11 protein-coding genes are annotated in these 12,658 nt (G+C 50.9%); all 11 read right to left on the reverse strand.

What is annotated here, in order from left to right:
- Nucleotides 1-106: 106 nt before the first annotated feature.
- Complete coding sequence (locus tag DWV73_RS07005; RefSeq protein ID WP_117796249.1) at nucleotides 107-721, reverse strand: DUF4125 family protein; 615 nt, start codon at nucleotides 719-721, stop codon at nucleotides 107-109.
- 108 nt (nucleotides 722-829) lie between these two features.
- Nucleotides 830-1,810, reverse strand: a complete 981-nt coding sequence (locus DWV73_RS07010) for a DUF4037 domain-containing protein (RefSeq protein WP_117796250.1) — start codon at nucleotides 1,808-1,810, stop codon at nucleotides 830-832.
- Nucleotides 1,811-1,957: 147 nt separating this feature from the next.
- Nucleotides 1,958-2,848, reverse strand: a complete 891-nt coding sequence (locus tag DWV73_RS07015) for a tetratricopeptide repeat protein (RefSeq protein ID WP_117796251.1) — start codon at nucleotides 2,846-2,848, stop codon at nucleotides 1,958-1,960.
- 329 nt (nucleotides 2,849-3,177) lie between these two features.
- The gene (locus tag DWV73_RS07020) at nucleotides 3,178-3,819 is read right to left on the reverse strand and encodes a hypothetical protein (protein ID WP_022359975.1); all 642 of its coding nucleotides are present in this window, start codon (nucleotides 3,817-3,819) and stop codon (nucleotides 3,178-3,180) included.
- A 221-nt stretch (nucleotides 3,820-4,040) separates the two neighbouring features.
- A complete protein-coding gene (recQ, locus tag DWV73_RS07025) occupies nucleotides 4,041-5,909 on the reverse strand; it encodes a DNA helicase RecQ (protein WP_117796252.1) in 1,869 nt (622 codons plus the stop codon).
- A 192-nt stretch (nucleotides 5,910-6,101) separates the two neighbouring features.
- The gene (locus DWV73_RS07030) at nucleotides 6,102-6,926 is read right to left on the reverse strand and encodes an HAD family hydrolase (RefSeq protein ID WP_242995765.1); all 825 of its coding nucleotides are present in this window, start codon (nucleotides 6,924-6,926) and stop codon (nucleotides 6,102-6,104) included.
- Nucleotides 6,883-7,470 carry a xanthine phosphoribosyltransferase gene (locus DWV73_RS07035; protein WP_117796253.1) on the reverse strand — a complete coding sequence of 196 codons (588 nt, stop codon included), beginning with the start codon at nucleotides 7,468-7,470 and terminating at the stop codon, nucleotides 6,883-6,885. Before DWV73_RS07035 ends, DWV73_RS07030 begins: the two co-directional genes overlap by 44 nt.
- Before the next feature lie 38 nt (nucleotides 7,471-7,508).
- A complete protein-coding gene (gene tig / locus DWV73_RS07040) occupies nucleotides 7,509-8,645 on the reverse strand; it encodes a trigger factor (RefSeq protein ID WP_107000635.1) in 1,137 nt (378 codons plus the stop codon).
- A gap of 276 nt (nucleotides 8,646-8,921) precedes the next feature.
- The gene (locus DWV73_RS07045; protein WP_117796254.1) at nucleotides 8,922-10,316 is read right to left on the reverse strand and encodes an aminopeptidase; all 1,395 of its coding nucleotides are present in this window, start codon (nucleotides 10,314-10,316) and stop codon (nucleotides 8,922-8,924) included.
- 20 nt (nucleotides 10,317-10,336) lie between these two features.
- Nucleotides 10,337-10,795 (reverse strand): D-aminoacyl-tRNA deacylase, encoded by a 459-nt coding sequence (gene dtd / locus DWV73_RS07050; protein WP_022359969.1) that lies wholly within the window; start codon nucleotides 10,793-10,795, stop codon nucleotides 10,337-10,339.
- Between the two features lie 38 nt (nucleotides 10,796-10,833).
- Nucleotides 10,834-12,651, reverse strand: a complete 1,818-nt coding sequence (locus DWV73_RS07055; protein WP_117796255.1) for a glycerophosphodiester phosphodiesterase family protein — start codon at nucleotides 12,649-12,651, stop codon at nucleotides 10,834-10,836.
- Nucleotides 12,652-12,658 lie beyond the last annotated feature (7 nt).

Consider the following 12,658-nt stretch of genomic DNA (forward strand, 5'->3'; position numbering starts at 1 on the left):
CCTGCCATTCATATGTATTGTGCCGCTTACAAGAAGGAGTATACATGCTTTGGGACATTTTTTCAGTTGTTTAAACAACGAAAATAGAAACTACCACACTTTCTGTTTATTTAGAGAGCGCCTTCTCCGCCGCATCCAGCCCCTCATATCCATATGCCTTCACTTCCGCCTCCATCGTCAGAAGTGCCAGACTCTTTCCTTCCTTTTTCAGGTCATTGATAAACTGCCAGTACGTATGCAGGGTGCTGTCCGAGTAAGTCCGCAGTTCACCGAGCAGGTACGTCTGGAAGGAAGTATCATACGGCGTATCTTCAGAACTGTAGAGAAGCCGGTTTCCAGACGCCAGCACCGGATATTTCGCCTGGTACTCTTCCATCCAGGCAAGCTGCTGTTTCACGATCGCATCACTCCACCGTTCGCCCGCCAGCGTCGGATCAATCAGGAAATGATGCAGTTTCTTAAACTGCTCCGGTGCGGTGCTCGCCATCATCCACGCATATTTCTCCATTACCAGATTGCGCCCCTGCTCATGGGCGCGGTCCATATCCGCCTGCACGCAGTCGATGAGTTCCTCTGTCCACGGTGCAAAATGGCTTCGTCGCATGATAAAAAATGTCTCCGGATCGTCCTGACAAGAAGCACGTCCGCCCTCGTTATTGACTTTCTGAAAATCTTCCCACTCCATCTGAATCAGTTTCTCTATTTTCTCCTGTTTCGTCATACGCTGTCCTCCCTTTTGCTTGCCAGATCCCTTCCAAATCAATTTCCTGCATCTTTTCTTTCAGTTACAGTCCATGCGCGTTCCCATTTTGATGTGTCTATCCGCGGCTTATCCTTCCATCACATGACATTTTTTCAGCTCCGGATCCTGAATCCGTTTCATGAGCTCCCACGTATGCGCTTCCAGAAATGCATCCCGGCTATCAGTCAGTCCCTGTTTTCGCAGTTCCCCAACTACCGCCTGACAGATTTCCTCGATCCGACCCACACGCGGATCTAACTGGTTTACATAAGGATTCCATCCCGGGGGAAACGGCGGCTTCCACATCTCGCTCGTATCTCCCATCACCGAAAGCTCCCGGATTTTTTCCGCCACCTCCGGCAATATCTGAAATTTTTCCATTCCCCGGAACATCCACTTATAGTAAGGCATATACGTCCGGTTTAGTAAATAGACCATCGAAATCGCCTGCCGCACAAATTCATCGAGCGCCAGCATCGCCGCAACCGTATCCCCCCGCCGCATACAGCGGCCATAATTATACTGTCCCGACTGCGCCATTTTCGCTGCCCGCGCCGCGATCTTCTTGATCCGGACATCCTCTGGATAATACTTCCGAAGCTCCTCGCGGACCGCGGAAAATTCTCCCAGTCCGTCCTCAAATACTGCCCCGCCCACGACTGCCGCCAACTTATCTTCCGGCAAATGCAGCCAGCGCATCAGGCTCTTTGGCGGCTGTTCCATCCCGATAAAACGGCTGTAAAATGCCTCTATCTCAAACACACCGACACGTCCGCCGCCCCGCGCACTTGTGAGGCGTGCCGGAACACCTGCAAACTCCCCTGGCAAACGGTCATAAGCATCCTGAAGCGCATTTCCGTACTGGTTATAATCTTCCGCCGAAAACCACAGACAGAAACCCGCCCCGAAATCGTGATCCTGCGATATCGCATCGTCAAATCCCAGACATTCCGAACCTTCGCCCACCAGTCCCGCCGCCAACCGCGGCAGAAGCTCTGGAAAATCCCGCTCCAGCATCGGACGCCCGACTTTTTCATAGTATCGTTTTGCCAGTTCTAGTCCCTGCATCTGATCCCCCTACCTGATTTTATGGTTTTTTCTATTTCTACGTTTTCTCTATTTTCAGTATCTTTTTTTCATGCGCGTTTCTTGCACGCTTTTTATCAAATCTTCCATCTGAAAACTTTTCAAAAAACGCTTTTTTCTTGTCCTGTCTCAGAATTTCGCATCCTTGAACTGACAGCTCGCACAGTGGCTCGGGTTTCCGCCCTTGTCTTCCTTCTTGTCTGCAGCTCCGGTAATGCCTTTTTCTTCCTTTTCTTTTTTGATCATTTCCAGATTCTGGCGGATCACCGCGCACGCATCGCTCTCGCCAAACCGGGACTGCGTTACCATCAGCGCTTTTTCCAGCAGCCCGATCGCCTGATCATAATTACCGCGCCTCCATGCCAGCTCCCCGGCTGCTGCCAGCGCCGAACCAAAGTGTCCCGACTGCACGCCCTCCGGGGACGCATAAAAGGTCAGGCTTTCCTTTAACTCTTCGTCCGCCTCATCCAGCCGTCCCAGCGCCATCAAGGATAGCGCCCGGTTGACATGGGTCGTTGCCACCTCCGCCTCGCTGTTCTCCATCTTTTTAATCAGTTCCAGCGCCTTATCCAGCGATTCCAGCGCCTTTTCATGTTCCTCCTGTTCCTGATAAATCTGGCTGATATTGTTGTAGAGACTCGCCATCTCATAGCCATCCGTTTTTCCAAGATTCTTAAAAATCGCTTCCGCCTCCCGGTACTGGGAAAGCGCTTTCTCCACATCTCCTGCCATCCGGCGCGCGGTTGCCGCATTTAAAAGTGTCGTTCCATGGTGGATCGAACCATCCAGTCCCATCCCCGCAATCAGGGACAGCGCCATATCCGCCATATCGACTGCCTGTGCACCCCGTCCGGTATTCCGGTAGAGTCCTTCCATCTCATTGCACATCATCAGGCAAAGGCTTTTGTTCCCTGAATCCAGCCCTTCCTTCATCCAGCCCATCATTTTCTCTTCCGCTTCGTCCAGTTTTCCCTGCGCATAAAGGCGATCCAGTTCCTGAAACATCTGCTGTGTATCCATTTTTATCCCTCTTTCTTTCCCTTCTTTATTCTTGTTTCTGTTATTTTTTTCATTAATGTGCCTTGGCACCTTTGACACAAAAAGAGATACCGCAAAACCTTTTTCCCATCCCTCTGCTCCCCATCTTCTTATTTCTGACAGGTCAGTGCACGGATTCTGTGGTTTTGCGGTATCCACTATCTGTTCTCAAACCTTGTAAAATCTATCTCTTTCTCAATAATGCTTTCTATGCCGCCATGCAGCACCCGCATTCGGATCGCGTTTCATTTCAACGATCCGGCTTTTACAAATCCTGTATTCATCAAACGAAGCAGCTTCCGATCGCCGCATCACCCCATCGGCGAATATCCAAACGTATTTACCAGCGCATCAATCTTCTTTCCTGCCTTGCAGAGCGGGCAGTCACGGTAATCTGAATACGTATAATCCGGTAAATCCTTCTTGCCAAAGACTGACTTGATCGGCACACCATCCAGCGAATCCATCGCACTGAAAATCGCCGATGCGCCCTGTAAGATACCACCGTAATACTGGATGCTCTCAACTGCCTTATTTAAGGTACGTCCCGTCGTCACGGATGCCATCAGGATCATCACATGTTTATCGCGGATCATCGGAATCAGGTTGTCACGGAAAATGATCTGGCTGTTGTTGTTAAACTCCGGGCTGATTACATAGATAGATTTGTGCGCGTTCGTCGAGAGAAAACCGCCCTTTGCCAGCTCCTCCGCCAGAAAAGCACCGATAACTTCCGTGCCCTCCATGCAGACAATCGTGTCGATCACGGTGTCATACAGATACATGCCAACCAGCGCCTGTGCAACTTCCTCCGCCTCTTTCGTTCTCGCTTTCAGGGTCGTCACATCAATGTAATAATTGATATGTGCATGGTTTGTTGCGAAATGTCCTGGCCGAATCTTTAACGGTACTGTCGCTCCAGTTGTGTAGATCTTTGTATAACTTTTCTCCATAAAAACGCCCCCTTCTCCATCTAAATAGGTGTTCATAAATGTTTGTAACTGCACCAAAAAGTTCCATGTTCACAGTCACATCCGTCCATGGATTGATACCCTTATTATACTAGAAAATGTGGCGTTTAACAAGCTAAAATCTGTCATCATATGTATATTTTTTTATTTTTCTGTCTTTTCTCCAGGCATTTTTTACTCACAAACAGAACACACACCCGATACTAAGACTCTAAGAACTTCCGCACGCATTCCAGAAACCGTTCTCCATATTTTTCAAACTTATACGCACCCACGCCGGACACCTCCAGCATCTCCGCTTTCGTGACCGGTTTTAAAATACACATATGCGTCAGCGTCTTATCAGAAAATACGATATACGGCGGCACTTTTCCCTCGGATGCGATCTCGCGGCGCAGCGCGCGGAGTGCCTCGAAGAGCGTCTCTTCCTTCTCCGTAAATTCGTCTGCCCCGGCTGGAAGTTTCGCGCCCCGGCGGCTCTTTTTGCTGCTTCCAGCTGTCTGTTTCTCCCGCTCCTTCGCCATCTTCATCTCGATTGGTTCCGGTGCTTCCAGGAAAGCAGCACCTTTTTCCGTCAATTTGACAATCGAATACTCATCCGTCGTGACAAACAGATACTCCTCCACCTGGAGGAAGTTAAACATCTGGCGCAGATGCACGACGCTCTCCTTCGCCAGCTCCCCATAATGCGGATTCTCATCCATCCGGTAATTGCGGATCTTAACCGTATTCGCCCCGTGCACCGTGTCGAGAATCACCGTTGTTCCATAGCGCTGTCCGCACGACTGCACACAGCCTAAGAGACTCTCTGCCGCCGCCTGAATGTCGATCGTGTCAAATTGCGTCATACAATTCGAACAGTTTCCGCAGTAATTACTTCCATATTCGCCGAAATACCGCAGGATATAATCACGCAGGCACTCATTCGTAAAACAATAAAATGTCATCTTTTTCAGGCGTTCCCGGTCACGTTCCAGCACCACCTGCCGCGTATAGTCGTCAAGCTCCTGATTGTCCTGGTTCCGCTCAATAAAGAGCTGGTTCGTCACCACATCCCGCCCGCTATAATACAGGATGCACTCCGCCGGTTCGCCGTCACGCCCGGCACGTCCTGCCTCCTGATAGTAGGCTTCCAGGTTCTTCGGCATCCCGCAGTGCAGGACAAACCGTACATCCGACCGGTCGATTCCCATGCCGAACGCATTGGTCGCCACCATCACCGGAACCCGGTCATAGATAAAATCATCCTGATTCTTCTGCCGCTCTGCATCGGAAAGTCCCGCATGGTAACGCGTCACTGAAAATCCATCCCGGATCAGCTTCTCACAGATCTCCTCAACATTTCTGCGGGTCAGACAGTAAATAATCCCTCCCTGCCCCGGGTACGCCTCCAGATATGCCCGGATTGCCGCATAGCGGTCCTTCGGCGTCTCCACTGCAAAATACAAGTTTTTCCGGTCAAATCCCGTCGTCAGCATCACCGGATTCTGTAACTGCAAAATGTCGATGATATCGTCCCGGACCTCCTTGGTCGCGGTCGCCGTAAAAGCACTGACCACCGGACGCCTCGGCAGCTTCTCGATAAAATCAACAATCTTCAAATAACTCGGTCTGAAATCCTGTCCCCACTGGGAAATGCAGTGCGCCTCATCGATCGCCAGCATCGCAATATCCACGTGCATCGCAAAATCAAGAAATGTCTCCGTCATCAGACGCTCCGGCGCCACATAAATGATTGGATAACGCCCCTCGCGCGCATACCCAAGCGCCTTATAATACTGTGCCGTCGTCAGCGAACTGTTCAGATACGCCGCGTGGACGCCCGCCTGATTGAGTGCCGTGACTTGATCCTTCATCAGAGAAATCAGCGGTGACACCACCAGCGTGATTCCCGGAAGAATCAATGCCGGAACCTGATAACACAGTGATTTTCCGCTGCCCGTCGGCATGATTCCCAGCACATCACGCCCATCAAGAATCCCGTCAATCAGTATTTCCTGTCCTTCGCGGAAGCTGTCATATCCGAAATACCGCTTGAGAACTTCATATTTTTCCGATTTCTCATAATTCATATATCTTTATCCAACGCCCTTTCATTCTAGTTCTGTCTCAACGATCCACAATCTTGAGCATTTCCAGTCTCAGACATCCACCAGTTCAATCTTTCCTGAAACCTCTCTCCACAGGATGTTTCTCTGAACTCCACACATCCACACAAATTTCACTCTTTATACATATATATCAAACACCAAACCATTGCTTTCTTACAAAAGCCCCAGCTCTTCCATCGCCCGGTAAATCCCATCTTCCTCCACGGTCTTCGCCGTAAACGTCGCATACGACTCCAGCCCGGCATCGTGTTTTCCCATGACAACCGCATTCGGCACATACTGGAACATCGACAGATCGTTCATGCTGTCTCCAAAGACCCACGCGTCCTCCAGCGCGATCCCATATTGCTTCAAAATCCACTCGATCGCACTCGCCTTAGAATGCCCCATCGGCACACACTCATAGAAGCCGCCGCCCCGGTCAATCACCTCAAAATCCCGAAGTGTCTCAAAAAATCCCGCCGGATCACTGTCTGCTCCGACTGCCACGCAAAATTTACTGATCGAAAAGGACGGATCCGACCAGTTCTTCGCCGAAACCGAGCCGCTCTGGTCGAGAATCGAGCGGATCGCCCGCATCGTTTCGGTCTGCACCCCATCTGGCCGGAAAAAGCAGGCGTCCACGCCCTCCATCACTGTATCCATCCGGAACCGCAGAATATCCTCTTTCAGTTTCTCCGCCCGTTCCGGCGAAATTCTCTGGTCATAGAGTGTCTTTCCATCCACGGAAATATAGGTACCACAGCCACAGAGCAGCCCGTTTACCGGCGCTTCCTCCCGGATTTTGGACGTCTGGCACCAGGTCCGCCCCGTATTAATAAATGTCAAATTTCCCTTTTCCATTGTTTTTTTTAAGGCAAGCACCGCGCTTTGCGGTACCTGCCTTAATTTTTCACTAAACAATGTTCCATCAATATCAAAAAACAATGCTTTTTTATTTATCTTCATTTCTGAATATGATCTCCCCGGTCTCTGCATTCATGCTGTCTACGATCGCCAGTGACTCAACGCGGATGCCCTTATCACGGATGCGTTTGCCGCCGTCCTGAAAACCTTTTTCAATGACAATGCCCGCACCAACTAATTCTGCTCCCGAATCCTGAATCAAAGTGGTCAGACCGTCTAATGCCTTGCCCTTTGCCAGAAAATCATCGATAACCAGAACCTTATCGCCTTTTCCAAGGAACTCCTTGGACACAATAATATCATATACAGTGCCATGGGTAAACGATTCAACCTTCGTTGTATACACTTCTCCGGCAATATTTTTCGTCTTTGTTTTCTTGGCAAATACAACCGGAACATCAAAATATTCGGCTACGATACAGGCAATACCAATACCCGACGCCTCGATCGTCAGGATCTTGTTGATCTCCTCACTCTCAAAACGGCGTTTAAACTCCTTGCCGATCTCCTGGAACAGATGAATATCCATCTGGTGATTCAGGAAACGATCCACTTTCAATACATTTCCTGCTCTTACGATTCCATCTTTACGGATTCTGTCGTATAAAATCTGCATATGTCTATCCCCTTATCTGTATTTTTATGAGACGCTTTCTACTCCGCCTCGTCCTCGGCTGCTTCTGTATTCAGCGCCGCATTGTTCTCCTCAGTGCTGACGGTGATCTTGGCATTTTCTACCAGAAAATCAAGTGTCTTCTGCATCAGTGCCGTATCGTCCACCATCTTCTGATCGATGTTGTCATTCTGAAGCATCGTCTTCAGGCTCTCGTAGCCGTAGCGTTTCGCCAGTGCTTCCTTGTCCGAATCGTCGATCGTGATATTTTCCTGCTTCGCAATCTCATTTAAAACGAGGGACTGTTTCGCCATTTCCTTGGCTTCCTGGCGGATCTCCTGCTTGAAGCTGTCCTCATCGCTTCCAATCATGCCCGCATAGGTCGCCAGATCGACGCCGTAGGAGGATAGCATGTTGGTGTATGCCTTTAACTGTGTATCATATGCCTCGTCGATCGATGCAGTCGAGCATACAACCTCTGAATTGTCCACAACCGCATTCAGAATATCCGTATCTCTCTGATTGTCAATCGAGAGCTGTTTCTGCTCTAAGAGGTTCTCACGGGTGGATTCACGGTATTTCTCCACGGTTCCATCATCCGGTGATACGGAAGCAACAAACTCATCCGTCAGTTCCGGAACGGAGCGCTCCTTGACCGCATTGACCGTTACCTCAAATACAACCTCCTTACCTGCCAGATCCGGGTTGTTCGGATACGAATCCGGGAAGGTCAGGTTTAAGTCTTTCTGATCGCCCTTCACAGCGCCGACCAGCCCATCCTCGAATCCATCGATAAAGCTGCCGGATCCAAGCGTCAAATCATATCCTTCAGCGGTACCACCCTTAAATGCCTCGCCGTCTAAAAGCCCCTTATAGTCAATGTTGACCTGATCGCCCATCTGAGCTGCCCGGTCTACCTCGCGGTACTCGGCCTTTGAATTCAACACCTGCTGAATCTGGTTTTCTACTTCCTCGTCCGTCACGGATGCCTCGGTCACGGTCACAGCGATGCCTTTGTACTCGCCCAGCTTCACGCTGCTCTCTGCGACATACTCCTCTGTCTCTGCTGCCGTGCTCTCTGCTGCGGTCGTCTCAGTCCCTGTCTTTTTTCCGCATCCAGATGCCGCTGCTGCTACCGCAACCGCCAGACAGATGCCTGCTATTTTCCATCTCTTCATTTAGTCGTCCTCTATCTCTCAATTTCCTGCCTGCGCCATCCGGCACCTGGCTTTCAAACGCACATATGATATATCTGCACGTATGTCTTACCAATCATCATACCACAAACCAGCCTGTCGCAAAAGCGATTTTTCAATATTTTATATTTTCAGCAACTCTTTTTTCATAGTTCATCACTTTTCCCAATTTAAGGAAACCGGATATGAATTATTTGATAAAAAATTCCGCCAGAAAAAAACGTTTTGTCTTTCCTGACGGAATTTTCTGGCTGTTTTTTAGCTGCAAAATGCTGCAAATGCCAGATATGTATTATAGATATCCAGTTTCGATGCCAGCTCAAATGGGGCATGCATGGATAAAATCGGAACACCCATATCCACAACATCTACATCCATGCCAGCCACAAACAGGGCAACCGTGCCGCCGCCGCCGACGTCTACTGCGCCCAGCTCGCCGATCTGCCAGTATACGCCTGCCTCATCCATGATCTGGATCACTTTCGCCATCGTCTCCGCGCTCGCGTCGTTGCTGCCGGATTTGCCACGCGCACCCGTATATTTCGTCAAAACGACACCCTTATTCAGATAGCAGGAGTTTTTTTCTTCAAATACGCTCGCAAACGTCGGGTCATACGCCGCATTGACATCCGCCGACAGGCACAGAGAATGCTTCAGCACTTTGCGGACATCCACATTTCCTGCCTTGCACAGTCCCTCGATATAATGCAGGGTAAAATCGGAATTTAAGCCGGTATTTCCAACGGAACCGATCTCCTCTTTATCTGCCAGAATCGTAACAGTCGTATATTCCGGGGACTTGACTTTCATCTCTGCGGTCAGTGCCGTGTACGCGCACACCTTGTCATCCTGTCCGTAAGCGCCGACCAGGCTGCGGTCCAGACCGACATCCGTTGCTTTTACTGCCGGCACAAATTCGATCTCTGCACGCAGGAAATCCTTCTCCGTCATGCCGAAGCGTTCATTTAAGATCGACAGCGCCAGCAGCTTGACCGGCTCCTTGATCGAGTCTTCTTCCTCGCACGGGTACGGCAGGGATCCAACAATGATATTTAATTCTTCGCCCTTGATGCCGTCTTTCAGTTTCCGCTCATTCTGCTGTGCGGCAAGATGCGGAAGCAGATCGGTCACGCAGAAGACTGGATCGCCCTCTTTTTCGCCGATGCAAATATCCATCGAGGTGCCGTCCTTTAAAATCACAACGCCGTGCATCGCCAGCGGGATCGTCGCCCACTGGTATTTGCGGATGCCGCCGTAATAATGGGTCTTGAAATATGCCGCCTCTGCCTTCTCATACAGCGGGTTCGGTTTCAGATCCAGGCGCGGGGAATCGATGTGAGCCACGTTAATGCGGACGCCGTCCTCCAGCGGACGTTTTCCGAACGTGCTCATCAGAAGCGCTTTCTTGCGGTTGATCTGGTATACCTTGTCGCCCGGCTGATAGATTTTTCCTTCTTCGAACTCCTCATAACCAGCCTCTTTCAGGCGGAGCACCGCCTCGCGCACAAATTCGCGCTCGGTCTTTGCCGCATTTAAAAACTCCTTATATCCCTCGCAATATGCAAATGCCTTTTCCTCCTGCTCCGGGGCTTTCTTTCCAATATTAGGAAATTCCCAGATCAGTTTTTCTCTCTGTTCTTTCGCTACTGACATATCCTTCCTCCTTTTGCAAATCATTTCTTTTTCACTATCGTATCACTATCCAGCAGAATCGTAAATGGTCCATCGTTTAAAAGCTCGACCTTCATATCTGCCCCGAAAATACCGTGCTCGACCTTCCGCACCTGTCCGGCGCAGCGCGCCAGCGCGTGTTCGTAAAGATGGTTCGCCAGTTCTGGATTTCCCGCACCCGTAAAGCCCGGGCGGTTTCCGTGGCTACAGTCCGCGTACAAAGTAAACTGGCTGATCAGCAGGATCTCGCCATCCACATCCGCCAGCGAACAGTTCGTCTTGCCGTTCTCATCCTCAAAAATACGCAGCTTGCACATTTTATCCACCATTTTGTCGGTGATTTCCTCCGTGTCGGTGTCGCTGACGCCCATCAGCACCATATATCCACGGCCGATCGAGCCGATCAGCTCGCCGTCTACCTTTACACTCGCGTGTTTGACTCTCTGTAGTACAAATCTCATGTTTTTCTCCTGATTTTTATTTTTCCTGTAATCTTTCTTTACCGCAGCAGCGCCCTCAGCCGCGCCAGCAGATTCTCCGCATTTTCCTCGCCCAGAATGACCTCCCGCGCCAGGATCGGCCGGTCGGTGATGATGTTATCGACGCCGATCATCTTCATTCGCTCCAGTTCACTCTTTTTATTGACCGTCCAGACATGAACCTCCTTACCACAGGCATGGACGCGCTCGATCAGCTTCCGGTTCGCTGAACTGGAGATCAGGCTGATAAAATCGATCGCATCATCCTCGTAATAGCTTCCATATGCTGCCGACAGGATATAGCCCGTATAAATATCCGGATCCGCCGCCTTCACCCGCTTTAAATAAGAAAGACTCGTCGATGTCACGACGCACTGTTCCACGAAATCATTCTCCCGGATACAGTCCACGACCTTTTCCGGCAGATCGCTCGACGCGCCGGCATATTTGATCTCGATGTTCAGCATCATCCGTCCCCTGACATATTCGATAACGTCCTCCAGCTTCGGAATCCGCGTCCCGCTGTACTGCTCCGAATACCAGCCACCGGCATCTACCTGCTGCAGCTCATCCCAGGAAAGCGATCGGATCGTCCGCCGCGTCCCGTCGATCCGCTCCAGAGTGCTGTCATGGAACAATACCAGCACACCATCCCGCGTCTCCTGCACATCCAGCTCTGCAAAATCCGCCATCTGATCGACCGCTGCCTCCATCGCAGGCATCGTGTTCTCCGGTGCGCTCGTCGATGCGCCCCGATGCGCTGTGAGCTGCACTTCCCTCAGCTGATCCGCCGCCAGCACATTGCCCCGGTAAAAAGCGTCGTACATTGCTCCGGCGCTCAATGCCGTCAGAAGTGCCAGCGCCGCCATCCGGTTGCGGCGGCTCATCCACGGAAGACCCGCATGTTCGCCAGCTTCAAACTTCCAGCGCTCTTTGTTCTGACGTTTCCGGTCCAGCTGCACATATAACACCGTCAATGCGCCATAATTGACCGACATCAGCGCGATGCTCATGAGCGGCATCAAAACCATCTCGATCCGGTCGCGCGCCTCTAAAACCAGAATCAATTCCAGACGCCGGTCCGCAAACCAGACAGCAAACACCGCCACAATCACAACCGCAATCAGATAGAGCACCACCGTTACCGCCGTAACTGCCAGATTGCACAAAACAAGCGTCCCAACTACCTGTACCCGATTACCGCGCAGCAGCTCCCTGCTTCGCAGAAATCCGCCCCGAAACGACCGCTGCTCCAGCATACAGCCAAAACAGATAAAAATCGTCGGAAGTGAAATCACAACCGCGCCAACAATCACGCCAACCAGTAAAAGCCGCCCCCAGTTCTCCGCCAGAAGCGCTGGAAGGATAAATTTGACCGCCTTCACATGACATAACATCCGGTAAATCAAAAATGAATGAAGCACCAGGCCGTGAACCGCCAGCACCAGAAACAACCTCAGATTCCGCTTTCGGATCTCTGATACCGTCAGACGGATGCCTGCCGCAAACATCGAAAAAGCGCTCATTTTCCGCGAGAGTGCCGCCGCCTGATATGCCGCCAGAAGTCCCGCCGCCTCGATGGAAACTCCCACCAGTAGGATCGCTGCCATCAAAACCAGAATCGCGATCGTAACCGGCCGCAGCAGGTAGGAAACCAGATTGCTGACCGTCACATAACTGTAGCCAGACGCGCGCACCGACAGCCGGAACAGCGCCGCCACTGCCTGCAAAAGAAGCGGCAGCGTGAGCAAACGGAAAGCCAGCTCAAACAGCAGAATATTCCCCCCATTTACCTGAACAATCTGCTTTGTCTCACCCATCCGCCTGCGTATCTTCATTTTCTTC

The sequence above is a fragment of the Clostridium sp. AF12-41 genome (assembly GCF_003461685.1).
Classification (GTDB): Bacteria; Bacillota; Clostridia; order Lachnospirales; family Lachnospiraceae; genus Otoolea; species Otoolea fessa.

Excerpts from the sequence above, each read along its gene's own strand:
- DWV73_RS07005 (WP_117796249.1), bottom strand. The coding sequence starts at position 721 with ATGACGAAACAGGAGAAAATAGAGAAACTGATTCAGATGGAGTGGGAA.
- DWV73_RS07010 (WP_117796250.1), bottom strand. The coding sequence starts at position 1,810 with ATGCAGGGACTAGAACTGGCAAAACGATACTATGAAAAAGTCGGGCGT.
- DWV73_RS07015 (WP_117796251.1), bottom strand. The coding sequence starts at position 2,848 with ATGGATACACAGCAGATGTTTCAGGAACTGGATCGCCTTTATGCGCAG.
- DWV73_RS07020 (WP_022359975.1), bottom strand. The coding sequence starts at position 3,819 with ATGGAGAAAAGTTATACAAAGATCTACACAACTGGAGCGACAGTACCG.
- recQ (WP_117796252.1), bottom strand. The coding sequence starts at position 5,909 with ATGAATTATGAGAAATCGGAAAAATATGAAGTTCTCAAGCGGTATTTC.
- DWV73_RS07030 (WP_242995765.1), bottom strand. The coding sequence starts at position 6,926 with ATGCAGAGACCGGGGAGATCATATTCAGAAATGAAGATAAATAAAAAA.
- DWV73_RS07035 (WP_117796253.1), bottom strand. The coding sequence starts at position 7,470 with ATGCAGATTTTATACGACAGAATCCGTAAAGATGGAATCGTAAGAGCA.
- tig (WP_107000635.1), bottom strand. The coding sequence starts at position 8,645 with ATGAAGAGATGGAAAATAGCAGGCATCTGTCTGGCGGTTGCGGTAGCA.
- DWV73_RS07045 (WP_117796254.1), bottom strand. The coding sequence starts at position 10,316 with ATGTCAGTAGCGAAAGAACAGAGAGAAAAACTGATCTGGGAATTTCCT.
- dtd (WP_022359969.1), bottom strand. The coding sequence starts at position 10,795 with ATGAGATTTGTACTACAGAGAGTCAAACACGCGAGTGTAAAGGTAGAC.
- DWV73_RS07055 (WP_117796255.1), bottom strand. The coding sequence starts at position 12,651 with ATGAAGATACGCAGGCGGATGGGTGAGACAAAGCAGATTGTTCAGGTA.